The sequence below is a fragment of the Parapedobacter koreensis genome, from assembly GCF_900109365.1.
Classification (GTDB): Bacteria; Bacteroidota; Bacteroidia; order Sphingobacteriales; family Sphingobacteriaceae; genus Parapedobacter; species Parapedobacter koreensis.
The window spans coordinates 55,906-80,681 of record NZ_FNZR01000009.1 but is presented as its reverse complement, the minus strand read 5'-3'; the positions used below and the strand labels follow the sequence as shown (position 1 = coordinate 80,681).

The following is a 24,776-nucleotide window of genomic DNA, read 5'->3' as shown; positions in this document are numbered from 1 at the left end:
CTATGTCACTAACCGATAATCCTACCAATCAACGTTGCCGAGGTACATGTCTCGGCATAGACGCGTACATAATCACCTTTTTTATAGCGTTCGTCCACAGGGAAAACAACCATGGTGTTCTGATCATTCCGGCCGCAGTAATCTTTGTCCGAGCGCTTGGACGTCCCTTCGATCAGTACGTTATGCACTTTGCCAACGTATGTTGTCAGTCGTTCTAAGCTATGCTGCCGCTGCCGATCTACTACTTCTGTCAGGCGCTGTTTCTTTACCTCTTCGGGTACGTCATCAGCGTAGCGTTTGGCTGCCAACGTGCCCGGGCGCTCAGAATAAGCAAACATATAGGCAAAGTCGTATTTGACATAATCCATCATAGATAGGGTATCCTGATATTCCTCCTCCGTTTCACTGCAGAAACCGGTGATGACGTCGGTTGAAATCCCGCAATCCGGAATAATCCGGCGGATGGCATCTACCCGCTCCTTGTACCATTCACGATCATAAGTGCGGTTCATCAACTTCAATATCCGGGAGTTGCCCGATTGTACCGGCAAATGGATGTACTTACAAATGTTGTCATACTTCACCATGGTGTACAACACCTCGTCGGTGATATCTTTGGGATGTGACGTGGAGAATCGTACACGCAGCAATGGATTTACCAAGGCCACCATTTCCAGCAAGTTGGCGAAGTTTGTGTTTTCATGGTTATAAGAATCCACGTTTTGTCCCAAAAGCGTCACCTCGCGGTACCCGGCATCGAAGAGATCCCGCGCCTCCTTTACGATGGATTGTGAGTCGCGGCTTCGTTCGCGACCGCGCGTGAAGGGCACTACGCAAAATGAACACATGTTGTCACAGCCGCGCATGATGGAGATAAATGCCGTCACGCCGTTCGTGTTGAGGCGTACCGGGCTGATATCTGCATACGTCTCTTCGCGGGACAATAATACGTTCACGGCACGTGAGCCTTCATCTACTTTTTCAATAAGATTAGGCAAATCCCGATATGCATCAGGCCCCACGACTACATCAACCAGCCTTTCCTCTTCCAGAAATTTGGATTTCAGGCGCTCGGCCATACAGCCAAGCACACCCACCACCATGCCCGGATTCTTGGCTTTGGCCGATTCAAATTCCTTGAGCCGATTGCGTACACGTTGCTCTGCATTTTCGCGGATGGAACAGGTGTTGATAAACACCACATCCGCTTCCTTGTAGTCGCGTGTGGTCTCAAATCCCTTATCCAGCAATATAGAGGCAACGATTTCACTATCGGAAAAGTTCATCTGGCAGCCATAGCTTTCAATATAGAGCTTGCGGCCATTGCTTTTCTGTGGATCTTTTTCCAAGAGCAGCGCCTCTCCCTGCCGTGATTCGTCGTGTTGTTTCGTACTTGTTGGTATTTCAAACATCGTCGTTTGTTTAAAGGCTACAAAGTTAGCAATAATATTTTGAATGGATGACAGTTTGGCAGCTTGCCGGAAGCTAAAACAGCGGAAAAATAGTTTAATTGAAAATTAAAAGTTATCTTCACGACGTCAATGAGGGCTTTCAAAATTTTTCTATATGATAAAGACATACTGGTGGTTTTTGTTAGGTGTTTTTAGTGTTGCTTGCTCAGGGGAGGATACGCCGGATAAGCGGAGTGATAATCTACTGTATCAATATTCCACGATTGACGCGCTGTTGGGCGGTGTATTTGAAGGTGATTTGCATATGTCGGATTTGGGTGCGCAGGGCGATTTTGGTATTGGGACATTTAACGCCGTAGATGGTGAACTATTCATGAATGAAGGTGAGCTATATCGTATTCGCCATGATGGCAAAGCCTATCCGGTAGCACCTTCAGAAACCTCTCCTTTTGCCGTTGCCACATTTTTTCAGCGCGATACTGTTTTTGAATTTAATGCCGCTGATGGCCCCATTAGTTACGAAGGGCTCCAAGATCGCTTGGGCCGCCTGTTGAAAGCAAATCATATTTACGCCATCCGCATCATTGGCGATTTTGCGCAAGTGCGTACCAGGGCCCCAGCTCCAGCCCACCGCCCATACCCAACATTGCTTGAACACCTGAACGATCACCAACATACATTTACGCTAAATGAAGTAAAGGGTACCATGGTTGGTTTCTTTGTGCCCCATTTTCTTAAAAACATCAATGTTGACGGTTTTCATTTCCACTTACTTACTGCAGACAAGCAGGCCGGCGGGCATGTTTTTGGATTTGAATCCCGTGCGCTAAAAATAGAACTTAGCCGAATGCGCAACATTACGGTAGAGCTACCGGGCACATCTGCTTTTCAGCATGTAAATCTGACCATGGATCGCAATAACGATGTCCGCATCGTAGAACAAGGCAAATGATATCCCACCATCATATGGCTGTGGTATAAGAAAAAATTAAGATTTTTGCCTCATGGCATTTTCTGATGAAATCATTACCTGGTATAATCAGCATAAGCGGGATCTTCCTTGGCGTCACACCCGTAACCCTTATGTTATCTGGCTTTCTGAGGTTATCCTGCAACAAACACGTGTGGAGCAAGGACTTCCCTATTTTTATCGATTTTTGACGCATTACCCTGACGTCATATCTTTTGCCGGTGCCCCTGAGGAGGAGATACTACTCCATTGGCAGGGATTGGGTTACTATTCCAGGGCGCGCAATATGCATAAAGCGGCTAAGGCCGTGGTGGCGGAATATGATGGTATCTTCCCGAAGAAATATGAAGATCTTATCCGGCTAAAAGGAGTCGGCGAATATACGGCTGCCGCTGTCGCTTCGTTTGCTGCCAATGAGGCCAAGGCTGTAGTTGATGGCAATGTATTCCGCGTATTGGCCCGTTATTTTGGAATAGACGAACCCATTAATTCGTCTAAAGGAAAAAAGCTTTTTCTGGGGCTGGCTGATGACTTGCTGGACAAGGTAAACCCTGGTCTTTATAATCAAGCAGTGATGGAGTTCGGTGCGATACAATGCAAGCCTAAGCATCCGGATTGTGCCAACTGTGTGCTCCGTTTGGATTGCCGTGCACTTGCAGAAAGGCGTGTAAACCAATTGCCCGTCAAGATAAAAGGGAAAGCTAGCCGAAACCGCTATTTTAATTATTTCGTGGTAACGATGGGCGACCGTTTGTTGATGAATAAACGGGGGACGGGAGACATTTGGGAAAACCTCTATGAGCTGCCGTTGATAGAGACTCCCTACCTCATGGATGTGCGGGAGCTTGCCAGTATACAAGAAGTGGCTGAATGTTTCGGTAAGGGCGCCGATTTGCGGTTAGTGGCTGGTCCTGTGAAACATGTGCTAAGCCATCAAAACCTATTTGCCCAGTTTATCGCCATTGATGTACAGGATGAAATTATAGGTAAAAAAATGAAATGGAATTATGTTTTTATGAAAGATTTAGGTACATTAGCTAAACCGAAGCTAATTTATTCTTTTTTAGAGGAATATATGGTTGAATAGAAGTATCCAAATATACCTAAATTATTATGTCAGGCATCAATAAAGTTATTTTAGTAGGTCACTTAGGTAAAGATCCAGAAATCCGCCATTTGGAGGGAAACGTCACGGTAGCAAGCTTCCCATTGGCCACTTCGGAAATGTATAACAAGGATGGGCGCAAAGTTGAACAGACCGAATGGCATAACATCGTCATGTGGCGGGGGCTGGCGGAAGTAGCAGCAAAATATTTATTTAAGGGTAAACTGGTGTATGTAGAAGGTAAGCTGAGGACAAGGACTTATGAAGACAAAGAAGGGATAAGGCGCTATACAACAGAGGTGGTGGCCGAAAACTTTACCTTATTGGGTCGCAAAAGCGACTTTGAATCACCAAGTGGCCAGGGTGGTACAAGCCAACAGTCTGTTAAGAAAGCAGAAGACGACAGCTCCGTCGTAGACTTTAAGGAAAATGACGGAGAAGAGGATGCCTTGTTTTGAGCAACCGAAAATTGTACTTTGTGAGTGGATGGGCGAAAGGTGAACCTCAAAAGCTAAAGAGAAATTTCCTATCTTTGGCGTCATGTTGCAAGAGAAAATACAGCAGTATACAAAAGAGATTGAGCGGTTTGTGCCTCAATCTCATGAAGACGTAGAAGCATTTAGGCTTAGGTTTTTAGTAGCCAAGGGTATCGTGCGTAATCTGTTTGAAGAGTTTAAGGAGGTATCCGCTGATCAAAAACGTATTCTTGGGAAGGTTCTTAATGAATTTAAGCAAGCGGCAGAGCAAAAATATCAAACACTACAAGAACAGTTTGCATCCACCATACAGACCTCCAAAAAGAAAGCAGAAACCGATCTTACCTTACCTGGCGAAGGGTTTGTGTTTGGTTCGCGCCATCCCCTATCGCTGGTCCGTAAGGAAATCGTTGAAATATTCAAGAAATTAGGGTTTACCGTTGCTGAAGGGCCGGAAATTGAAGATGATTGGCACAATTTCACTGCGCTTAATTTTCCGCCTGAGCACCCCGCGCGTGATATGCAGGATACCTTCTTCATCAAAAAGCAGGAAGGCAATGACATCGCGTTGCGCACACATACCTCTTCGGTACAGGTAAGGATGATGGAAAACGGTAAACCGCCTTTTCGGGCTATTATGCCAGGGCGGGTGTACCGCAATGAAGCGATATCTGCTCGCGCACATTGTTTTTTTCACCAAGTCGAGGGGTTATATGTAGATGAAGGCGTCTCGTTTGCCGATCTTAAACAGACGTTATATCACTTTGTTCAAGAGTTGTTCGGAGAAGATACCAAAGTGCGTTTCCGTCCGTCATATTTCCCGTTTACTGAACCTTCGGCAGAAATGGATATCAGTTGTACCATCTGTAAAGGAAAGGGATGTGCGATGTGCAAGGAAACAGGTTGGGTGGAAATATTGGGCTGTGGCATGGTTGATCCGAATGTGCTTGAAAATTGTGGAATTGACAGCACGACGTATAGCGGTTTTGCCTTCGGTATGGGAATCGAGCGGATTACCAATCTCAAATACGAGATCAGAGATCTGCGGTTATTTTCCGAAAACGATGTACGCTTCTTAAGCCAGTTTGAAGGGGAACTCATTTAGATGATTAAATATATTGCATTCATCGCTGTTATCGTACTGCCTGGGGCTTGTAAGAAAGGTGGATGTAATGTAGTGCAGGATGTGTCGGTCATGGAGCAGATTTCCATGGTCCAGTATTCCCAACTTTACACACCCGGAGGGTATGCGGTGACCCAACGGGGTGGTGTAGCTGGTTTAATAATAGTGAATACCGGACAGGGCTATGTGGCATACGATCGATGCAGCACGGTAGATGCCGGAAGACGGTGTGCCGTAGAAGTGGAGGAGGGGGGGCTTGTAGCCAAGGATCCCTGTTCGGGTGCACGTTATGTATTAGTTAATGGATCGCCTGCTGAACTCGCAGAATGTCCGCTTAAGCCTTACCGGGCACAGCGGAGCGGCGAAACCATAATCGTTTCAAACTAATGGAAGCCGATAAAGTAAAAGAATCGATAAAAAAGGCAGCGCGTGAACTATTCAGACGCTACGGTTATAAAAAAACCAGCGTCAATGAGATTGCCCGCAAAGCAAAAATCGCCAAAGCAACGATATATAAGTATTTCGATAGCAAAGAGTTGGTCTTGCATGCTATCTTAATGGACTATATCCGCGAAAGTGTAGCGGATTTATTAAGCAAATATAGTAAGCAGGCAGATCTCGAAACCTACTTGGGGAATACTATTCTGCGTGTTAGCAGACTTACGTATACCATCTGTAATGAATTTTTGGGTTGGGATTTTATCCGTGAATCTGCCAACACACAGGAATATCTTCGCACACTGTCAGATGATTTGGAGTTTTTATTGATCAGCTCCTTTATCAATAACGCGGAAATCGGCGAAGCCGTAAAACCTGAAAAGCTAACCTTCCTTATCAAAGCCAGTAAAAATATTGTATTTTCTTTTGCTTTCACGTCGGTCAGCGAGGCGGATGTGCGGAAGAATTTCGTTTCCTTCCAAAAGGAAATCCTGCCCTATTTGGTCAAAGCCACGGTAGATTAGGTAGTGGTAAAAAAACGCCGTACCTTTGCATCCTTATGAGTAAAAGAAGGATTTTGCCCGAAGAGCGGCAGTTATCTGATATTTCGATTATCGATATTGCCGAAGAAGGCAAGGGTGTAGGCCGGGCAGGCGAGCTGGTGCTCTTTGTAGACAAAGCCATCCCCGGAGATGTGGTGGACGTGGAGGTGATTCGCAAGAAAAAGAATTTTGCCGAGGCCAGGGTGAAGCGGTTCATCAACACGTCGTCCCATCGGGTTGCGCCTTTTTGCCAGCACTTCGGTGTATGTGGGGGCTGCAAATGGCAACATATGGATTATGCTGCCCAATTGACCTACAAGCAGCAGAGCGTGAACAACGCGCTTACCCGCTTGGGCGGCGTAGACATCTCTTCGATGGAAATCATTTTGGCGGCACCGCAGACCCAATACTATCGCAATAAGCTGGAATACACATTTTCCAACAAGCGATGGCTTACTAATATCGATGACGAGCAGGCGAGTCTGGAGATGAATGCGCTGGGATTTCATGTGCCCTCCCGGTTTGACAAAATATTGGACATTGAGCACTGTTATTTGCAACAGTCCCCCTCAAATGATATCCGCAACAGACTGAGGGCTTTCGCCCTGGAACATCAGGTTTCCTTTTACGACCTCCGGCAGCATGAAGGAGCACTGCGCAATCTGATTATCCGCACAGCATCCACGGGCGAGTTGATGGTGATTGTGGTGTTTGCTTACGTTGATCAGGATACCATCGACAACATGATGACCTTTCTCCAACATGAATTTCCGGCCATCACATCATTGCTTTATATCATCAATCAAAAGAAGAACGATACGATCTTTGATCAAGATATCCAGGTATATGCGGGGCGCGATCATATTTTTGAGGAGATGGAAGGGCTGCGCTTCAAAATCGGCGCGAAGTCGTTCTATCAAACCAACTCGGCACAGGCCTATGAACTGTACAAGATAGCCCGTGATTTTGCTGGCTTTGGTGGCCATGAACGGGTCTACGACTTATACACGGGGGCAGGCACCATTGCCAATTTCGTTGCACGGCATGTGCATGAAGTCGTCGGCGTGGAATACGTGCCCTCAGCCATTGAAGACGCCAAGATTAATTCCGCCATCAACGGCATTCGCAATACGCGGTTTTATGCCGGGGACATGAAAGATGTGCTAACACCCGAGTTTATTGCAGCACAAGGGAAGCCCGATGTCGTCATTACCGATCCACCCCGCGCCGGTATGCATGCCGATGTGGTGGCCCGTCTATTGGAGATGGAGGCGGCAAAAATCGTATATGTGAGCTGCAATGCAGCTACACAGGCCCGGGACCTGGCATTGCTTAATGAAAAATACGAGGTTGGTCGGATTCGGCCGGTCGATATGTTTCCGCATACACAACATGTTGAAAACGTAGCTTTGCTCACACGGAAAGGATAGCATTATGGAATTACAAGATTTGCTTGGCGCGCAAGGTGGTGATGATGGGCAATCGAAAAAAGATAGTCCACTAAAAAGCCTTAAGGTAGATTTGGATTTTTACAGTGAGTCCATCAAGGAAATCGCCGTAGAAATTATGGCGGAAGGACTATCTGCTTATCCCATCTTCATTGCCCACCAGCACGAAGTTAGTTTGGGCGAGCTGATATTGGATAGGAAGGAATTGGGTACGGAATGGTCTGTCCATGCTTCCACATTGGAAGAATTTGTAGAACGGGGGATTATCAAGGAAGAACGTAAGGCCCATTTTATCAAGCAGTATAAGAAACCTGAAAATTTCATGTGTTTATTTGTTATTGTACCCGAAGGGGCCAATTTTGTATTCTATCCGTATAAAGCGTAAGGTGCCGTATCGACAAATAAGAAAACGAGGCCTTTAAACGTTTAGTATAAAAAGCAGTCAAATGGAAATGCATAGGAGTCGTCTTGCTAAAATCATGCTGATTATTTCCGTCTGGTTGCCGCCGGTATGGCTTTACGCCCAAGAATCAGGGACGATTCGGGGTATTGTCGTCGAGGCCGGTACGAGTAATCGGTTAGGGAGTGTGACGATCACCAATAAAAAGACAGGCCAATCCACGGTTTCCAGTGGTGTAGGTACTTTTGAGCTAAACGTTTCGGTAGGGGATACACTTACGGCAAACATCATGGGATACACGCCAATATCCACCGAAGTGAAGACATTGAGTGATATACTCATCGATATGCGACCGGGGAGCATCATGCTTGATCAGGTCGATGTAAACCGGATGAGCAAAGAAGCTGAACTCAATGACGCCATGCGGGGTTATCGGAAACAGGGTGTTTATTATAATGGCAAGCCACCCGCTTTAGCGTATGTTTTCAATCCCATTACGTCACTTTATGAGCTACTGGGCCGTACACCCCGCAATGCACGGCGTTTTGGCAATTATATGGAAAAAGAACTGGAAGAAACGGAAGTGGACAAAAAATTCAGTAGAGGTAAAATCCAGGAGCTGACCGGTCTCGATGGTGACGACCTGACCAATTTTATGATTTGGTATCGCCCTTCTTACGAAAAAGCACAGTATTGGGCTGACTACGACATTACTGCTTATATCGTCCAGTCATTTAAGCAATTTGATCGGGATGGTCGCCCGGTAGCGCCCAAACTGCCGAAATTAGAAGCCAATCCCGCCCAATAGCTACTGATTATAATTCCCGATGTAGTTTTGGCATTGGGTTTGTATCTATGCTGTAAAATAATCAATGTTATGGTAATGATGAATAGAAAAATAGCCTTACTGGGGCTTTCGATAGCGACGTCAGCTATGCTGTTGGGAAGTTGCAGTACCATTCAGTCAATGAGTAATACACAGAAGGGGGCAGCCACAGGCGCTGTAGCAGGGGGTGCATTAGGAGCCATCATTGGCAACAAGGCCGGTAACACCGCCGTAGGCGTGCTCGCCGGGGCGGCTATCGGGGGAGTGGCTGGTGGATTGATTGGTAAAAAAATGGACAGACAGGCTGCGGAGATCGAGCGGACAGTAGCCGGTGCAGAAGTGATTAAGGCTGATGAAGGTATTATTGTGAAGTTTGATTCGGGCATTTTATTTGACTTTGATAAAACAGAGGTCAAGCCTGCTGCCCGGGAAAACATCGGTAAGTTGGTTGCTTCGCTCAATGGAGAACCCAACACGGATATCTTGGTCGTAGGGCATACCGATAATAAAGGCACCGATAGCTATAACCAGGGATTGTCCGAACGCCGGGCCAAAGCGGTAAGGGACTATGCGGTGTCACAGGGACTTGCTACCCGCCGCATTAAGACGGAGGGGCGTAGCTTCCATGAACCCATAGGGGATAACAATACAGATGCCGGGCGCGCTGAAAACCGCCGGGTGGAAATCGTCATCGTGGCCAATGATCAGATGAAAGAGGAAGCACTGCGTGAAGCTGGCAATTAATAATAATTGTAAGTGGATGATCAGCCGCAACGGACATGTCTGCTTGCGGCTTTTTATTTTTATGCCCCCCAAGCCGTGATCACCAGTCGCCTGCTACCACCACGATTGCGATGCTCGCAAAGGTATACCCCTTGCCATGTACCCAGTGCCAATTGTCCGTTTTCGATGGGTATGGTCAGCGAAACGCCCATCATTGAGGCCTTGATGTGGGCAGGCATATCATCAGCTCCTTCGTAGTCGTGGAGATAGTCTGGATCGTTTTCCGGAACGGCCTTATTAAAATAAGTTTCGAAGTCCCCCCGTACCGTAGGGTCTGCATTTTCATTGATAGTGAGCGATGCCGACGTGTGCTGGATAAACACATGGCATATCCCCGATTTCCAATGGGAAATGGCAGATAACCGGTCATTTATTTCCGCAGTGATGAGGTGGAACCCCCTTGGCCGTGCCCGCAATACCAGCTGTTGTTGGAAGATTTCCATGGTTGAAAGATAGGAGTTTTTTCTTTTTGTAATGGAAAGGAAGGTTTAATTTATGCACATGCGGCCATGCAGGCCTTTGTCGCTGGAAGCGACTTTCTTTTGCGCTCTATGCCGCGCGGGCATGTTACTTTGGCGCGCCAAAGTAACCAAAGCGCTTCGGCTGGCCGCTCCGTTGCCATCCGTTGCGGCATCCCCGGACGCATCCCGCAGACGCCCCCGCTGTGCCCTTACTTCGCTTCGTCGGTCTGCTTAAATACGTCCGCTACCGCGTTTTATTCCCACAGGGGGATGCTTCGCTGCCGATGGCTTCCTCCACGGCCTAAGCCGGTCCGGCTCCGATGATAATCACGTCCGGCTTTCAGCAACAACCCTCCGTATAGCTTGGCTTACCGCATAGGAGATTTTGCGGCAAGCAGGTTGATGCACTACCTTTGTAGCAAAAGATCCAAGCGGTGATTTTTGGGTACTTTTGATCGCAAAAGTACCACGCCTGTCCGGCATGGAGGACGAAAAAGCCTTGCGCACAAACGCAAAAAAGCCCCTGCGGCCAGCAGAAATTGCCAAAATAAATCCTTCAATTATTTAATAAAAAGCTAACTATCTTTGCAGCATGGCCGGCATTTATTTCCATATACCTTTTTGCAGGCAGGCATGCCATTATTGTGATTTTCATTTCAGTACGTCATTGAAGTACAAGGATGAAATGCTGCATGCTATGCAACGGGAGCTTGCCCTGCAAGTGCCGTATTTGAATGGGCAGCCGGTGGAATCCATCTACTTTGGTGGCGGCACGCCTTCGTTGCTTGAGGCGATTGACATCCTGCAACTTATTGATGAGGTTGCTGCGCGCTTCCACATTCAGCCTGATGCTGAAATTACCATCGAGGCTAATCCGGATGACCTCAGCAGTACGAAACTACAAGCATTAAAGAAAACGCCTATCAACAGATTCAGCATCGGCATACAATCGTTTTTTGAAGAAGATTTACGTTGGATGAATCGAGCGCATACTGCAGATGAAGCAAAGCAAGCATTACAGCGTGTGCAGGATGCGGGATATACGGATATCACTGCCGACCTCATTTACGGCTATCCATTGCTTACGTCTGGCAAATGGCACGATAACATTGGCAGGCTGCTGGATTTCGGTATTCCGCATATTTCAGCCTACAGCATGACTGTGGAACCGCAAACCGCATTGGCCGCTTTTATCCGTAAGGGCAAGCAATCTGCTATGGACGAAGGGCAAAGTGCAGCCCAATTTGAATACCTGATGGAGATGCTCACTGCCAACGGTTATATACACTATGAAATATCCAATTTTGCCAGGCCGGGACATTACGCACGCCACAACAGTAATTACTGGAAGGGCATAGCCTATCTCGGCATTGGCCCATCGGCTCACTCGTTCAACGGGCACAGCAGGCAGTGGAATGTAAGTAATAATGCTAAATATATCCGGGCCCTACAGGCTGGCGTATTGCCCTATGACAGGGAATCATTGAGTGAGCAGGATAAATTCAATGAATATATTATGACGGCCTTGCGCACCATCTGGGGAATAGACCTGAACCATGTGGAACAAGTGTTTGGTAAGGACTGCCGCGACGCCCTTTATTCAGGGCTACAGCCTTTTATGTCAAATGCTGCCGTGGTACTTACAGGGTCGGTAGCCACCCTTACCCAAAACGGCAAGCTGCTCGCAGACCACATTGCTGCAGAACTGTTTGTTTAACGTGTATGATTAATTATCGCCATCCACGTTTAAGTGGCTAAGTATCCGGGCAGTTGCCCCTGCATGATCCTGTACATATTGTTTTGCAGTATTTCCCGCCTGCTCCCGCAGCTGTGTATTGCACAATTGACTGAAGGCGTTTACTAATGCCGCGCCGTCCGGTATACTGAAGCCTGCTCCGTTCGCAATCAAGTCTTTCGCTTCCTGGAATTTGCGGTAGTTGGGTCCGAAAATTACGGGAAGCCCGTATGCAGCTGCTTCCAGCGTATTGTGGATACCTACACCAAAGCCTCCGCCTATGTAAGCTATCGTGCCATAGGCGTAGAGCGAAGAAAGCATACCTATGTTGTCAATGATGAGGACACGGGCTGGCGATCGGTGATCGGTGGCCAATTGGCTGTCGGAAAACCGAATGGCTTGTGGAAACAATTTCTCAATGGCACAAAGGTGTTCTTCATGGATTTCATGCGGAGCAATAATGATTTTCCATGAAGAAAACCGCTCCTGTATATGTGTTAATAATTGTTCGTCGGCCGGCCAAGTACTACCCGCTATCAGCACCGGATTGCCATTGGCAAACGCTTCGATTTCAGGGATGTGTTTCCGTGTTTCCGGTAATGTTACTACGCGGTCAAAACGGGTATCACCAGCTACGCTCGCATGGGTGAAACCTAAGCGATTCAATAGTAAACGGCTTTCCTCATTTTGGGTGAAAAAATAGGTAACATAACCAAGCGTTTGCCGGAAGAAACCGCCGTACCACTTGAAAAACACTTGGTTCGGCCTGAAAATGGCCGAAATCAGATATAGCGGTATGCCTTTGGAGGCCAAGGTTTTGAAATAAAAATACCAATATTCGTATTTCGTGAATATGGCCATTTCAGGGTTGATTAGTTGGATAAAGATTGCCGCGTTTTGTGGGGTATCTTCAGGCAGGTAAAATACATGTGTAGCAAGGGGTGTGTTTTTCCGTATCTCATATCCTGAGGGTGAGTAGAAGGTAATGACAATGGGTTTGCCTGGCCGCTGTAATTTGAGCATTTCCAATACAGGGCGCCCCTGTTCAAACTCTCCCAAGGAAGCAAAATGGAACCAAATACAACCCTTATGACGGTCGACTTCCCTGGCGACCTGTGCGAGTAATCCTTTCCGTCCATGGATCCACTTTTTTGCCTTGTCGTTGAAAGGTGACAAAATCCAAATTAACAGCCCATAAATTTTTATTCCGAAGAAATAGATCACCCACATCTTGACGATAAATCGTTATATTCGCAGCAAATATATCAAAAACCGTTTCCTTAATCGGTTATACTGCGCAATTATGTCGAGAAAACGCATACTCATCACCGGTGCCGCAGGTTTTTTGGGTTCTCACCTATGCGACCGTTTCATCAAGGAAGATTACCACGTCATCGGCATGGATAATCTGATTACGGGGGATCTCCGTAACATCGAGCACCTTTTCAGCCTGGAGCATTTCGAGTTTTACAACCACGATGTTTCCACGTTCGTGCATGTGCCGGGCAAGCTGGACTACATCCTTCATTTCGCATCCCCGGCCAGCCCGATAGACTACCTGAAGATTCCCATCCAGACGCTGAAGGTGGGCTCTTTGGGTACCCACCACCTGCTGGGATTGGCCCGTGCCAAGGGGGCCCGCATCCTGGTGGCCTCCACCTCGGAGGTGTACGGCGACCCCACGGTGAGCCCGCAGCCGGAGGAGTACTGGGGCAACGTGAACCCGGTGGGGCCGCGGGGCGTGTACGACGAGGCCAAGCGCTTCCAGGAGGCCATCACCATGGCCTACCATACCTTCCACGGGCTGGAGACCCGCATCGTGCGCATCTTCAACACCTACGGCCCGCGGATGCGGCTCAACGACGGGCGGGTGCTGCCGGCCTTCATCGGGCAGGCGCTGCGCGGGGAGGACCTCACGGTGTTCGGCGATGGCTCGCAGACCCGTTCGTTCTGCTACGTGGACGACCAGGTGGAGGGCATCTACCGGCTGTTGCACAGCGACTACCCCTACCCGGTGAACATCGGCAACCCGGATGAGATCACCATCAGGCAGTTCGGCGAGGAAATCATCAAGCTGACGGGCACCACCCAGAAGCTGGTATACAGGGATTTGCCGGTGGACGACCCCAAGCAGCGGCGGCCGGACATCACCAAGGCCCGTGAGCTGCTGGGCTGGGAGGCCCGGGTGGGCCGTGCCGAGGGGCTGCGCATCACCTATGAGTATTTCAAGTCCCTGCCGGATAAGGAGATAAAACACAAGGACTTTACCTATTATAACAAACAATAAATGGCTAAAATAGTAGTGACAGGCGGTACGGGCTATATCGGATCCCATACTGTCGTAGAATTGCAACATGCCGGTTATACGCCCGTGATAATCGATAATCTATCCAATTCGAACGCTGGCGTACTGGAGCAAATCCGTAAAATCACCGGTGTCAAACCCGAGTTCTACCAATTTGATCTTTGCGATGAGGCAAAGGTCAGGCAATTTGTCGCTAATCACCCCGACATTACGGGCATTATTCATTTTGCGGCCTATAAGGCAGTAGGAGAATCCGTTCGTGAACCACTGAAATATTATTACAACAATTTTTTTTCACTCATCAACCTGCTGAATGCCTATCAGGGAAAGCCGGTGAATTTTGTGTTTTCATCAAGCTGTACCGTATACGGCCAGCCCGATGCATTGCCCGTCACGGAGGCAGCTCCGGTAAAGCGGGCAGAGTCGCCTTACGGCAATACGAAACAGGTCTCGGAAGAAGTGTTGTCGGAAACTGCCGCGGCGTTCCCTAATTACAACATCGTATCCCTCCGGTACTTCAATCCGGTAGGGGCACACGAAAGTGCGCTCATCGGTGAGCTGCCATTGGGTATTCCCCAAAATCTTGTGCCCTTCATTACACAAAGTGCGATCGGCAAACGCGGGCCGATTACTGTATTTGGAAATGACTACAATACATCGGATGGATCGGCCATCCGCGATTACATTCACGTGGTGGATTTAGCCAAAGCCCATGTGGCGGCTATCAGGCTGCTCGAGAAAGGAAATCCAAACGGCAACTACGATGTCTTCAATATCGGTACGGGCAAGGGCAATTCCGTACTGGAGGTTATCAAGGCTTTTGAAGCATCTACAGGCGTGAAGCTCGATTACCAGATAGGCCCCCGCCGCGCGGGCGATGTGGAGCAGGTATGGGGTGATGTGTCCAAATCGACCGATGAACTGGGATGGAAAGCTGAATTGGGTATTGAAGAAATGATGCGTTCGGCGTGGAAATGGGAGCAGTATTTGAAGGATAATCCACTAAATGATTAATTTCGCAAGGTGAAATAATTCAGGTAAAGATGAAGAAAATAATCATAACAGGTGGTGCTGGTTTTATCGGTTCTCATGTCGTGCGTCGGTTTGTGAACACGTATCCCGGATACCAAATCATTAATCTTGATAACCTCACGTATGCCGGTAATCTGGCCAATCTTCGGGATATCGAAACACAACCAAATTACCGCTTTGTCAAAGGCGACATTACCGACGCGCCATTTATCGACAGCTTGTTTGCCTCGGAGCAACCGGATGCCATTATCCATCTTGCCGCCGAGTCACATGTAGACCGCTCTATTAGCGACCCCATTGATTTTGTGCTGACCAACGTGGTGGGCACCGTTGTGCTCCTGAATGCTGCCCGAAACTATTGGCAGGGTGCATACGATACACACCGATTTTACCATGTCTCTACCGATGAGGTCTATGGCGCTTTGGGGGATACGGGCATGTTCACGGAAGACACCAAATACGATCCGCACTCACCTTATTCGGCTTCCAAGGCCTCGTCAGACCATTTTGTGCGTGCTTATCACGATACGTATGGCATTGATACGGTCATCTCCAATTGTTCCAACAACTACGGTTCGCACCATTTTCCAGAAAAACTTATTCCATTGGCCATCAATAATATCAAGAACAATAAGCCTGTGCCTGTGTACGGCAAGGGAGAGAATGTGCGTGATTGGCTGTGGGTTGAAGATCACGCCCGTGCCATTGATGTGATTTTTCATCGGGCGGCCGCAGGAGAAACTTACAACATCGGTGGGCATAATGAATGGAAAAATATTGACCTTATCGGTTTGCTGTGCAGCATCATGGATCGTAAACTGGGACGGCCAGCAGGCGAATCGGCCCAACTTATCACCTTCGTTAAAGATCGTGCCGGCCACGATCTCCGCTATGCCATTGACGCGACCAAGCTGAAGCGCGAATTGGGGTGGAAACCTAGCCTGCAATTTGAAGAAGGGCTGGAAAAGACGGTAGACTGGTACTTGGCCAATGAAGAATGGCTACAGGACGTTACTTCCGGACATTACCAGCAGTACTATGAAGAGCAATATGCAAGTCGTTAACGGATAAGGCCATTTTTTATGAGCAAGTCGGCATCTACCTGTTTATCTATACGGATATAGCCCGGATAGTTGATTTGCTTGTTGCCCAGGGCAAGGGTGGGTTTGATATTGAATGTTAAATTGATTTTTTCGTCCGCAGTCCCGCTTTGTGCACGCTGAATAAATGTAAGCAACCTATCAAGTGTTTGCCCGTCTGAAAGAAATTTATATACGTTGGTCTGTAGTTTTACCGGTACGGTGATGGTTTGTCCGGGAGGCACTTCTATTGGCAAATCTGAGGTGCCATCGATCACTTCCTTATCTTCGATGGCTATTTTGTAAGCAAACTGACTGATTCCCGCCAAGTTGTCCGTAGGATTGGTGATTTGGATGCGTAGGATGCCCGAAAGTGGGATATCACGGTTTAGGAAACCCAGTGCGACACCAGGGAGACGGCTGATGTCTAATCGCCCATTGGCGATGAATTTGTTTATATCTGTACCGGCTAAAAACACACTGTCTGCGGAGACAAATTCATAGCGGCATTTTTCAAGGGCCCTTAGTGCTTTGGCCTGCTTGTCCAGCGTGCATGAAACCAAAAAAAACGCTGTACCAATGGTAATCAACAGAATAAAGCTGATGTTACCATTTTTTGCCTTTGTCCATGTTTTTGTTCGGGTTGTCTTGCCTTGTTTACTTGGTGTCACACTTTCCATACGTTTCTTATAGGCCCGCAAAATAAGAAAAAAGGGGCGATCGTCACCGGTCGCCCCTAAAATTAAGTATAATTATCGGCTGCAATCCGCAGTCCACGTGCCTTGGCCGTTTGTTACCGCTATGTTGAGTGAACTTGCCGTAATCCGGATGCCTGTAAATCCTTCACCAATGCCGACATAGACATTGTCATCACCTTGTTCGAAACGAACGCCCGTGATATCCGGTATGCCGCTACCGAAGATAAACGAGTAAGAATCACCTACTTTCGTTACCGTCACTCGGCCATCCTCGTCCGTGATTGTTCGTTCGCTGTCATTGAAGGTAATTGTCCCTTCATAGGTTCCTACGAATACGTCCCTATCTGCAGGATCAGTGTCCTTGTCACATGAAACTACAAACATCAATGAAGCTATCACTAACGCCCCAAATACTTTCATTTGATTTTTCATAATGATATAGTTTTGTTTTACAAGGTAAAAAAGGCAAAGGCCATGCCAAAGGGGGCACAGCAAAAATCCATTGCCATGTCAACGTACTGAACACAGCAATGGATTTTTGGCCGCCGGTATAGGGCCGAACAAGGAATAATACTTAGTTGTATCCCGGATTTTGGTCCTCTTCGTTGATCATATCATTCTGTTTGATTTCAGATTCCGGAATTGGATAGCGGTTGTGGAATTCCCGTATTGCTCCCTCTGCTTTAGCCCAGGGATTGCGTTCGGAGACATATTCCACCAATTTGCCGGTACGGATGAGATCCATCCTCCGCCATCCTTCGAAGCCGAGTTCGCGAATACGTTCGTCCATGATCCGCTCCCGTAATTCTTCTCTTGAAATGCCTTCCCAAGAGTATCCTTCGGGGATGGTGCCGCCAAATGCGCGCCTGCGTACGGTGGTGTTCAGTAATTGAATAGCTTCAGCGGTTTGATTGAGTTCATTCAAGCACTCCGCTTTACATAGTAGGATATCCGCTAAGCGCAAATAGTGAATCAATCCACCCGAATACCAGAAGTTTTGTACGCCTTGGGTCCTGATGTCTTCAAATTTACGGGTGTGAGGGCCAAGTTCGTCCTGTTGCCCCGTCCAGGTGATGGTCGGTACACGGCCGTCGGGCAAGGTAAAGTCATAACGGATGCTCGCCAATTTGCGTGTGTCACCGGGCTCCCATACGCCGCCGTTTGTCTGATCATTGGCATAATAATCTGTCGGCATGATCAGGTCATAGCCACCGAAATACGTGTTTCCATCCAAATCAGCCACCGCCCTTGAGCCGGCATGGTGCTGGGCCATGTTGTTATCAGGAGAGAGATTGATGAATTGGAAGGCATATATGGACTCCGATGAATTTTGGTTTAATGTCGTGTTGAATAAATCGGCATAGTTATCCAGGAGTGCATACTGCGGAATGACCTGGTCAAAATAGGAGATGGCCCGCTCATAGTCGCGGAAACCCGTTTCTTCCGGTGCGGACAGGTATACTTTCCCCAACAAGGCCAATGCTGCCCCTTTTGTAGGGATTTTCTTGTCGGATTGCGTGTCTTCAAGATACTCTGCGGCAAATTCCAGGTCTTTGATGATGAAATCAAAAACATCCGTCAGGGGCTGCCTGGCCTCCCGCATGTTCTCTTGGTCGATGATCGGGATAGGGCCCCATAACATAGCCAATTCAAAGTTGATGGTCGCCCGAATGAAGCGGGCCTGCGCTTTCAAGCTATTAGACTGCGCATAATAAGCGGCTTTTGCGGCAGCAGTGACTACGGGCCACCGTTTATTCCACTGTTCGGCCAGTGAGGAGTTGGGAGCATTCAGTGCGTTGCTGTACTTATCCAGCGCAGCCTGTACGTTATTTTCCTGTACTTGCTGTCCGCCCTGCTTGGCTTCGTCAGTACCCAATGTAAACATGAAACCACCCCTATCTTGCTTGGTATTCCGCCATTGTGTATACAATCCGGAAATGAGCAGTTGGATGTTCTCTTCATCCCCAAATACCTGTTCCTCCGTCAAACTGGTCTTGGGTAGCTCATCCAAAAAGTTTGAGCACGCACTGATCGTACCCAACGCTACGAAGCAGCAAATTGCCTTTATAAATTTCGTTTTCATAATATATCGCTATTACTTTTTCTATAAACTAACATTCACCCCCAGCACAAACATCCTTGCAGTAGGATACCCATCGCCATTTTCGGGATCGTATCCTTTATACTTTGTTACCGTGAATAAGTTATTACCAGACACATACAATCGGAACCCGCTCAGCCCTGCTTTGGAATAGACCTGCTGAGGCAAACTGTATCCCAACGAAAGGGTAGCCAAGCGCAAGAAAGATCCATCTTGTATGCCCCAGGAAGTTTCTCCGCTGGAGAATCGGACAGGGTTATCATACGTAGCTCTTGGAATATTGGTGTTGGTGTTGGTGGGCGTCCACCGGTTTAACATGTCCTTATGGGTGGGGCCGTAGCCTGTTCCGCTCATGAGGCTTTCGTAATATCCACTTACGCGTTTTGCGCCATACGAATACACAAATACCGCATTCAGCGATAAGCCTTTATAGGCTATGTTGGACGAGAAACCGCCATAAAATTTGGGGTCCTTTTTGCCGATGATCACGCGATCATTTTCGTCAATGACACCATAGCCGGGCTCCCCGGGGTTTTGTTGGTCCTTCGGCAGGATATCACCGGGCTGTAATTGTTTCCCCGGAAGCACCAGGCTGTTGACATAATCCATATCGGATTCCTGGATGATACGGTCAAATTCCCACATATAGATGGTGTTTAATGACTCGCCCAGAAAGAAATTGCCTTCGCGCTGAATATCCGTGCCCGTGAAGCCGCCAAAGGCGTAGATAGCATCCACGTCGCCATACAATTGGGTGATCGTATTCTTATCGGTAGAAATGTTGGCAGACAAGTCCCAGTTGAAGCTGTTGTTGCGGATAATGTTGGCATTCACCGAGAGCTCGACACCCCTGTTGGTCATCTCGCCGATATTGACAATGGCCTCACGGTATCCCGTCAGCGTAGAGAGCGACCGGCGCATCAGCAGATTGGAGTTTACGATATCGAAATAGTCAGCTGTCAAGGTCAGCCGATCTCTGAAGAGTCCAATATCCACCCCTACGTTCAACTGCCGCTGATTTTCCCAGGTCAGATCCGGCGAACCCCGGAGTCCGGAAGAGTTGAATGAAACCTGTCCCGAAGAATATGCCGGATTATACAAGCTGTAGAATGCATAGTCAGGAATCCGTTGATTACCTACGTTGCCATAACCAAACCGGAGTTTCAGTTGGCTGATCTGTTCAACGTCTTTCAGGAAATCTTCCCGTGCGATGTTCCATCCCAAGGCCACTGAGGGGAAAAAGCCCCATTGGTTGCCTTTTGCAAATTTGGACGAACCATCAAACCGCCCGGTCACTGTTGCTAAGTACTTGCCTGCATAAGAATAATTGGCCCGCGCCAAATAGGAGAGGAGCGTGGAACTAACGAAATCCGAGCCCAACGCAAAGTTTGGCTTGTCAAATGCAGCGCCTAAATTATAATACCGAAAGTCATCAATGGGGAAGTCGCGGGCGGTTACATTGGTATAGTTAAAGGAATTTCTGCTCATGCTGGTGGCCACTAACCCACTGATGGAATGTTCGCCGATGGTTTTGTCATACGTGATGGAGTTGTCCCATTGATAATTGTTCCGGGAATCGATGTTGTGAATAGCCCTGCCGCGATAAGAGTCGCGTTTCGCTTGTTGGATATCGCTGGGGATATATTCATAGTACTTTTGTTCCAGCACATCAATAGAAAATGAAGTACGGATATTCAATCCTTCAATCGGATTGACATTCAAGTAATTTGCGGATAGTACTTTATTTCGCGTGCGCTCACGGTCGATGGTCAAGGAGCGCAGCGGATTTTCCATGTTGATATCCCAGTTGTTGCCCCAAGCCAAGTATAGCGAATCAGCGCTGATGGGTAATAAGGGATTAGCCGCACGGGCCACCCCAAACACTTTATCATCGGCATAGGCGTCACGTCCGCTGGTATATGACGTGTTTGTCCCTACTTTCAGCCATTTATTGATTTGTTGCTCGGCATTAATCCGCCCGGAATAGCTCTTATAGTTGGAGTTTTCTACCAAACCATTTTGGTCATTCAGCGCAAAGCTCAGGTAATAGGAGCTGCGGTCAGTACCCCCTGAGAATCCCAGCGCATGGTTTTGTTGTACCGCCCTGCGGGTCACTGCATCCAGCCAATTGTAGCTGTTGCCATTTGCATAAGCGGTCTTTTCATAATCGGCAAACCACAGCTTGCCAGGAGCGAAAAGTTCTTGGTCGAGAAAATCCTGGTGGGTGGCTCCGGGATTATTTGCATAAAAATTGCCGCCTACCGTGTTGGAGTTTTCCAGTGCTTCGATGCGCAGCTCATACATGTCCTTGGCACCCAAGGTCAATGATTCATTGACAAATTCCTGGACCCCCACCCAGCCATCATAAGTCACCTTGCCCTGTCCCGCGCCGCCTTTCTTGGTCGTGACGACGACCACGCCCTGCGCGCCCCGCGATCCGTAAAGTGCGGTAGAAGAGGCGTCTTTCAAGACGTTTATCGACTGCACGTCGTGTAGGTTCAATAGGTTGAAGTCACCTTCCATCACGATGCCGTCTACCACATAGATGGGGTTGCCACCGTATTGCATGGAGTTGTTTCCCCGGATTCGAATGGAGGCATTTCCACCGGGTTGCGGCGAGTTTTGGATGAGCACCCCGGCAGCTTTGCCTTGCAGGGCTTCGTTGATGCTCAGCACGGGGCGCTCTTTCAGGGTAGCCTCGTTGATGTTGACCACCGCGCCTGTCAGATCACGTTGTTTCAGGGATGCCCCTACTACCACCACTTCGGTCAATGAAGTCACGTCTTCTACTAAAACGACCGTAATGGATGTCCGGCCATCGACGGCCACATCCTGGCTGATGAAGCCTACATTGGTGAAGCGAAGCGTCCCGTTTGAAGGGGCCGTGATTTGGAAGCCACCATCCGCGCCGGTGGAGGCACTTGCCGGATTCCCGACGACGGTAATGTTTACTCCTTCCAATGGGGTGCCGATACTGTCCGTAACACGTCCTGTGATACGGATGCTTTCGCCAACTTGAGCCTTGGCCACCATGCCCCACAACGGCAAGAGCACCATGAAAAGCGCAAGGTATCGCACAATAATTGATTTGGTGTGTAAATTGGAATACATAAGCTGCTTATAATTGATTAAAATTGGTAATGAACAATCAAACAAAATTAGCGGGTTGCCGGATCGTTATCCATAGACTTTTTTATCAAAGAAATGGATTAAGCCCTTACGCAGGGGCCGTCTAGTTTCTTGAAATATGTAGATATCCGAATCCATTTTATTTTTGGTTTACAAGGGGCCTTCTGATGTACAGTGTCGCATCATAATAATTAGCTTGGTTTTTGAATTGGTATCACCCTCAATCTATACTATACTATACTATACTATATATATGCAATAGTAGAAAAAAATAAATCAATGCCAAAATAATTTTTAACTTTTTGTGGGTATAGGGTTCATATGGCCCAAAAAAAGCGACAGCACTCTTATTCCAGCGACTAAAATCTGTTTGAAGTATTTGATTCTATAAATAATATATTATTTTTGTTCGATAGAACAGAGTAGAATAGCTATGGGAAAGTATTATTCTTGATGTCTGCTCGACCGCTGGATTATAAACTAAAACGAACATTGAAACTTTTATTCATGATGATGCAAAAAAAACGTGTGCGGCTGCTATTGCTGACTAATCTGATGATGTGTTGTTGCTTTTATGGCATTGCTTTTTCACAGGTTCAGACTATTCCATTGGAAACGCGGCGCCACGCACTAGTGCTCCAGGTGAGCGAACAAAAAGACGTCAATATTATTTATTTAGGTCGCCGGTTGGGTAAGGCGGCCGAATATGGGGCTATCCCGGGTACATATCGGCAGGCCACTGATTATACAGGTCTGCTGTCTTCGGCCTATACGCCGTCGGGCTCCCGCAATCTGGTAGAACCTGCCATCACGGTCACCCATGCCGATGGCAACAAATCGCTGGATTTGCGGTATGTGAGCCATGAACTGGAGCAGGTCGGAGAAGGGATATCCCTGCTGAAAATCCTATTGAAAGATCCAGCTTATCCCTTTGAAGTGCGCTTGTTTTACAAAGCCTATTTCAATGACGATGTCGTGGAGCAATGGAGCGAGATCAGACATGAAGAGCAGGGAACGGTTACGCTGCACAAATTCGCATCGGCCAACCTTCACCTGAAAGCAGGCGAATACTGGCTTCGGCAGTACTTTGGCGACTGGGCCCGTGAGATGCAGCCGGAAGAAGAAAAGCTAACACATGGTATCAAAGTGTTGGATTCCAAGTTAGGCACGCGGGCCAATCTGTTCCAGCCGCCTATTTTCATGGTCTCATTGGACAGGCCGGCAACGGAACGCGAGGGGGAGGTGTTGCTGGGCTCCCTGCAATGGAGCGGCAATTTCCGCACCGACCTCGAATTGGATCCGCAAAATAACCTGCGGATTATTTCAGGTATCAACAATTACGCATCCGATTATTCGCTGGAAGCTGGGGAGGTGTTTGCCACGCCGGTATTCATGTATACGTTTTCTGCTGAAGGCAAAGGACTTGCCAGCCGCAACCTGCACAATTGGGCGCGCAACCACAAGCTGCTGGATGGCAATGGGCAGCGGCTTACGTTGCTGAATAATTGGGAAGCTACCTACTTCGACTTCAACGAAGACAAGTTGAAAGCGCTGTTGAAGGATACCAAAAAGCTTGGTGTAGATTTGTTCTTGCTGGACGATGGCTGGTTTGCCAACAAATACCCCCGCAACGGGGATACGGCCGGATTGGGCGACTGGGCGGAGAATCGGACGAAGCTTCCTAATGGCATCGGTACACTGGTGAAAGAGGCTTCCGCCAACGGGGTAAAATTCGGTATCTGGATTGAGCCGGAAATGGTGAATCCCAAGAGCGAACTGTATGAAACACATCCAGATTGGGTCATTAAGCAACCCAAACGCGATGAATACTATTTTCGTAATCAATTGGTATTGGACTTGAGCAACCCCGAAGTGCAGGACTTTGTATTCGGCGTGGTGGATGATCTGTTTACCAAAAATCCGGATTTGGCGTATATCAAATGGGATTGCAACGCGGTCATTTACAATGCCTATTCCGCGCATTTGGACAATCAGTCGCATCTGTATATCGAATATGTACGCGGATTGTACAAGGTATTGGAAAGGGTACGGGCCAAGTATCCCACGGTGCCCCTGATGCTCTGTTCGGGCGGTGGCGGCCGGGTTGATTATGCTGCACTGCAATATTTTACTGAATATTGGCCCAGCGATAATACCGACCCTATGGAACGTATCTTCATCCAATGGGAAAACTCCTACTTCTATCCAGCGATTGCCAGCGCAAACCACGTGACGGATTGGGGAAAGCAGCCCATCAAATTCCGCACGGATGTCGCCATGATGGGTAAACTGGGTTTTGATATCGTCATCGACCATTTGAATGACAGCGACCTGAAATTCTGCCAAAACGCCGTACAAACTTATAATGGCATAAAGGGGATCGTGTGGCATGGCGATCAGTACCGGTTGACCCATCCGCGTGAAAGCAGCGTGGCCAGCATGCTATTCGTAGACAAAGAGAAAGCAGCGGGGGTGCTATTCAATTACCTCGTAAATAACCGGTATGATGAAGGCAGCCACCTTCCCATAAAATTGGCGGGACTGGATCCTGCACGCAACTACCGGATATCCGAGCTAAACCTGTATCCGGGTACATCGTCACCCATACACAGTGAGCAGGTATATTCGGGTGATTTCTTAATGAAAATAGGGTTTAATCCACAGGTAAGGAAAGGCCGGGAAAGTGTCATCCTCCAGCTAACAGCGGAATAAC

22 protein-coding genes are annotated in these 24,776 nt (G+C 47.9%); 15 read left to right on the top strand and 7 right to left on the bottom strand.

From position 1 onward, the window contains the following. Nucleotides 1-8 precede the first annotated feature (8 nt). Nucleotides 9-1,412, bottom strand: a complete 1,404-nt coding sequence (gene miaB, locus BMW65_RS19005) for a tRNA (N6-isopentenyl adenosine(37)-C2)-methylthiotransferase MiaB (RefSeq protein ID WP_090607861.1) — start codon at nt 1,410-1,412, stop codon at nt 9-11. A 154-nt stretch (nt 1,413-1,566) separates the two neighbouring features. Between miaB and budA the strand changes: the two genes are divergently transcribed. The 10 genes from budA to BMW65_RS18955 all read left to right on the top strand — a co-directional run bounded on the left by budA (nt 1,567) and on the right by BMW65_RS18955 (nt 9,484). Beyond that, complete coding sequence (gene budA, locus BMW65_RS19000; protein ID WP_090607859.1) at nt 1,567-2,364, top strand: acetolactate decarboxylase; 798 nt, start codon at nt 1,567-1,569, stop codon at nt 2,362-2,364. A gap of 52 nt (nt 2,365-2,416) precedes the next feature. Then, nucleotides 2,417-3,469 (top strand): A/G-specific adenine glycosylase, encoded by a 1,053-nt coding sequence (gene mutY / locus BMW65_RS18995; RefSeq protein ID WP_090607857.1) that lies wholly within the window; start codon nt 2,417-2,419, stop codon nt 3,467-3,469. 26 nt (nt 3,470-3,495) lie between these two features. Continuing rightward, nucleotides 3,496-3,945 (top strand): single-stranded DNA-binding protein, encoded by a 450-nt coding sequence (locus BMW65_RS18990; protein WP_090607855.1) that lies wholly within the window; start codon nt 3,496-3,498, stop codon nt 3,943-3,945. A gap of 82 nt (nt 3,946-4,027) precedes the next feature. After that, a complete protein-coding gene (gene pheS / locus BMW65_RS18985; RefSeq protein ID WP_090607853.1) occupies nt 4,028-5,068 on the top strand; it encodes a phenylalanine--tRNA ligase subunit alpha in 1,041 nt (346 codons plus the stop codon). Further along, nucleotides 5,069-5,473 carry a hypothetical protein gene (locus BMW65_RS18980; protein ID WP_090607851.1) on the top strand — a complete coding sequence of 135 codons (405 nt, stop codon included), beginning with the start codon at nt 5,069-5,071 and terminating at the stop codon, nt 5,471-5,473. It abuts the gene before it with no gap. Beyond that, a complete protein-coding gene (locus tag BMW65_RS18975; RefSeq protein WP_090607849.1) occupies nt 5,473-6,048 on the top strand; it encodes a TetR/AcrR family transcriptional regulator in 576 nt (191 codons plus the stop codon). Before BMW65_RS18980 ends, BMW65_RS18975 begins: the two co-directional genes overlap by 1 nt. Before the next feature lie 35 nt (nt 6,049-6,083). Next, nucleotides 6,084-7,496, top strand: a complete 1,413-nt coding sequence (rlmD, locus tag BMW65_RS18970) for a 23S rRNA (uracil(1939)-C(5))-methyltransferase RlmD (protein ID WP_090607847.1) — start codon at nt 6,084-6,086, stop codon at nt 7,494-7,496. A 4-nt stretch (nt 7,497-7,500) separates the two neighbouring features. Further along, nucleotides 7,501-7,899: a hypothetical protein gene (locus tag BMW65_RS18965; RefSeq protein ID WP_090607845.1), complete on the top strand. Its 399-nt coding sequence runs from the start codon at nt 7,501-7,503 to the stop codon at nt 7,897-7,899. A 61-nt stretch (nt 7,900-7,960) separates the two neighbouring features. Next, the gene (locus tag BMW65_RS18960) at nt 7,961-8,722 is read left to right on the top strand and encodes a carboxypeptidase-like regulatory domain-containing protein (protein WP_090607843.1); all 762 of its coding nucleotides are present in this window, start codon (nt 7,961-7,963) and stop codon (nt 8,720-8,722) included. Nucleotides 8,723-8,797: 75 nt separating this feature from the next. Then, nucleotides 8,798-9,484 (top strand): YiaD family glycine zipper/OmpA-like lipoprotein, encoded by a 687-nt coding sequence (locus tag BMW65_RS18955; protein WP_317040494.1) that lies wholly within the window; start codon nt 8,798-8,800, stop codon nt 9,482-9,484. 59 nt (nt 9,485-9,543) lie between these two features. Here the strand turns inward: BMW65_RS18955 and BMW65_RS18950 are convergent, their stop codons facing one another. Further along, nucleotides 9,544-9,966: a secondary thiamine-phosphate synthase enzyme YjbQ gene (locus BMW65_RS18950; protein WP_090607839.1), complete on the bottom strand. Its 423-nt coding sequence runs from the start codon at nt 9,964-9,966 to the stop codon at nt 9,544-9,546. 610 nt (nt 9,967-10,576) lie between these two features. On the opposite strand from BMW65_RS18950, the gene hemW reads away from it, so the two are divergent. Next, on the top strand, nt 10,577-11,701 hold the full coding sequence (gene hemW, locus BMW65_RS18940; protein ID WP_090607836.1) for a radical SAM family heme chaperone HemW: 1,125 nt from the start codon (nt 10,577-10,579) through the stop codon (nt 11,699-11,701). A 9-nt stretch (nt 11,702-11,710) separates the two neighbouring features. On the opposite strand, the gene BMW65_RS18935 is transcribed toward hemW, so the two are convergent. After that, nucleotides 11,711-12,895 carry a 3-deoxy-D-manno-octulosonic acid transferase gene (locus BMW65_RS18935; RefSeq protein WP_317040493.1) on the bottom strand — a complete coding sequence of 395 codons (1,185 nt, stop codon included), beginning with the start codon at nt 12,893-12,895 and terminating at the stop codon, nt 11,711-11,713. 127 nt (nt 12,896-13,022) lie between these two features. On the opposite strand from BMW65_RS18935, the gene BMW65_RS18930 reads away from it, so the two are divergent. Genes BMW65_RS18930 through rfbB form a run of 3 tightly spaced genes read left to right on the top strand, consistent with a single transcriptional unit; the run spans nt 13,023 to nt 16,120 of the window. Next, entirely contained in the window at nt 13,023-14,006 is a 984-nt protein-coding gene (locus BMW65_RS18930; RefSeq protein WP_090608146.1) for a UDP-glucuronic acid decarboxylase family protein, read from the top strand. Next, nucleotides 14,007-15,038 carry a UDP-glucose 4-epimerase GalE gene (galE, locus tag BMW65_RS18925; RefSeq protein ID WP_090607832.1) on the top strand — a complete coding sequence of 344 codons (1,032 nt, stop codon included), beginning with the start codon at nt 14,007-14,009 and terminating at the stop codon, nt 15,036-15,038. It begins immediately after the preceding gene. A gap of 29 nt (nt 15,039-15,067) precedes the next feature. Further along, complete coding sequence (gene rfbB, locus BMW65_RS18920; protein WP_090607830.1) at nt 15,068-16,120, top strand: dTDP-glucose 4,6-dehydratase; 1,053 nt, start codon at nt 15,068-15,070, stop codon at nt 16,118-16,120. On the opposite strand, the gene BMW65_RS18915 is transcribed toward rfbB, so the two are convergent. The 4 genes from BMW65_RS18915 to BMW65_RS18900 all read right to left on the bottom strand — a co-directional run bounded on the left by BMW65_RS18915 (nt 16,117) and on the right by BMW65_RS18900 (nt 22,045). After that, on the bottom strand, nt 16,117-16,815 hold the full coding sequence (locus BMW65_RS18915) for an LEA/WHy family protein (protein WP_090607828.1): 699 nt from the start codon (nt 16,813-16,815) through the stop codon (nt 16,117-16,119). The two genes, rfbB and BMW65_RS18915, sit on opposite strands and share 4 nt — an antisense overlap. A gap of 72 nt (nt 16,816-16,887) precedes the next feature. After that, the gene (locus tag BMW65_RS18910) at nt 16,888-17,265 is read right to left on the bottom strand and encodes a hypothetical protein (RefSeq protein WP_090607826.1); all 378 of its coding nucleotides are present in this window, start codon (nt 17,263-17,265) and stop codon (nt 16,888-16,890) included. A 142-nt stretch (nt 17,266-17,407) separates the two neighbouring features. Further along, nucleotides 17,408-18,916, bottom strand: a complete 1,509-nt coding sequence (locus BMW65_RS18905; protein ID WP_090607824.1) for a RagB/SusD family nutrient uptake outer membrane protein — start codon at nt 18,914-18,916, stop codon at nt 17,408-17,410. 21 nt (nt 18,917-18,937) lie between these two features. Beyond that, on the bottom strand, nt 18,938-22,045 hold the full coding sequence (locus BMW65_RS18900) for a SusC/RagA family TonB-linked outer membrane protein (protein WP_090607822.1): 3,108 nt from the start codon (nt 22,043-22,045) through the stop codon (nt 18,938-18,940). Nucleotides 22,046-22,570: 525 nt separating this feature from the next. Here BMW65_RS18900 and BMW65_RS18895 point away from each other — a divergent pair. After that, on the top strand, nt 22,571-24,775 hold the full coding sequence (locus tag BMW65_RS18895; protein ID WP_245747693.1) for an alpha-galactosidase: 2,205 nt from the start codon (nt 22,571-22,573) through the stop codon (nt 24,773-24,775). The last annotated feature ends 1 nt before the right edge of the window (nt 24,776 follow it).

What these genes read in the sequence shown, in the direction of transcription:
- miaB (WP_090607861.1), bottom strand. Translation starts at nt 1,412, where the DNA reads ATGTTTGAAATACCAACAAGTACGAAACAACACGACGAATCACGGCAG.
- budA (WP_090607859.1), top strand. Translation starts at nt 1,567, where the DNA reads ATGATAAAGACATACTGGTGGTTTTTGTTAGGTGTTTTTAGTGTTGCT.
- mutY (WP_090607857.1), top strand. Translation starts at nt 2,417, where the DNA reads ATGGCATTTTCTGATGAAATCATTACCTGGTATAATCAGCATAAGCGG.
- BMW65_RS18990 (WP_090607855.1), top strand. Translation starts at nt 3,496, where the DNA reads ATGTCAGGCATCAATAAAGTTATTTTAGTAGGTCACTTAGGTAAAGAT.
- pheS (WP_090607853.1), top strand. Translation starts at nt 4,028, where the DNA reads ATGTTGCAAGAGAAAATACAGCAGTATACAAAAGAGATTGAGCGGTTT.
- BMW65_RS18980 (WP_090607851.1), top strand. Translation starts at nt 5,069, where the DNA reads ATGATTAAATATATTGCATTCATCGCTGTTATCGTACTGCCTGGGGCT.
- BMW65_RS18975 (WP_090607849.1), top strand. Translation starts at nt 5,473, where the DNA reads ATGGAAGCCGATAAAGTAAAAGAATCGATAAAAAAGGCAGCGCGTGAA.
- rlmD (WP_090607847.1), top strand. Translation starts at nt 6,084, where the DNA reads ATGAGTAAAAGAAGGATTTTGCCCGAAGAGCGGCAGTTATCTGATATT.
- BMW65_RS18965 (WP_090607845.1), top strand. Translation starts at nt 7,501, where the DNA reads ATGGAATTACAAGATTTGCTTGGCGCGCAAGGTGGTGATGATGGGCAA.
- BMW65_RS18960 (WP_090607843.1), top strand. Translation starts at nt 7,961, where the DNA reads ATGGAAATGCATAGGAGTCGTCTTGCTAAAATCATGCTGATTATTTCC.
- BMW65_RS18955 (WP_317040494.1), top strand. Translation starts at nt 8,798, where the DNA reads ATGATGAATAGAAAAATAGCCTTACTGGGGCTTTCGATAGCGACGTCA.
- BMW65_RS18950 (WP_090607839.1), bottom strand. Translation starts at nt 9,966, where the DNA reads ATGGAAATCTTCCAACAACAGCTGGTATTGCGGGCACGGCCAAGGGGG.
- hemW (WP_090607836.1), top strand. Translation starts at nt 10,577, where the DNA reads ATGGCCGGCATTTATTTCCATATACCTTTTTGCAGGCAGGCATGCCAT.
- BMW65_RS18930 (WP_090608146.1), top strand. Translation starts at nt 13,023, where the DNA reads ATGTCGAGAAAACGCATACTCATCACCGGTGCCGCAGGTTTTTTGGGT.
- galE (WP_090607832.1), top strand. Translation starts at nt 14,007, where the DNA reads ATGGCTAAAATAGTAGTGACAGGCGGTACGGGCTATATCGGATCCCAT.
- rfbB (WP_090607830.1), top strand. Translation starts at nt 15,068, where the DNA reads ATGAAGAAAATAATCATAACAGGTGGTGCTGGTTTTATCGGTTCTCAT.
- BMW65_RS18915 (WP_090607828.1), bottom strand. Translation starts at nt 16,815, where the DNA reads ATGGAAAGTGTGACACCAAGTAAACAAGGCAAGACAACCCGAACAAAA.
- BMW65_RS18910 (WP_090607826.1), bottom strand. Translation starts at nt 17,265, where the DNA reads ATGAAAAATCAAATGAAAGTATTTGGGGCGTTAGTGATAGCTTCATTG.
- BMW65_RS18905 (WP_090607824.1), bottom strand. Translation starts at nt 18,916, where the DNA reads ATGAAAACGAAATTTATAAAGGCAATTTGCTGCTTCGTAGCGTTGGGT.
- BMW65_RS18900 (WP_090607822.1), bottom strand. Translation starts at nt 22,045, where the DNA reads ATGTATTCCAATTTACACACCAAATCAATTATTGTGCGATACCTTGCG.
- BMW65_RS18895 (WP_245747693.1), top strand. Translation starts at nt 22,571, where the DNA reads ATGATGATGCAAAAAAAACGTGTGCGGCTGCTATTGCTGACTAATCTG.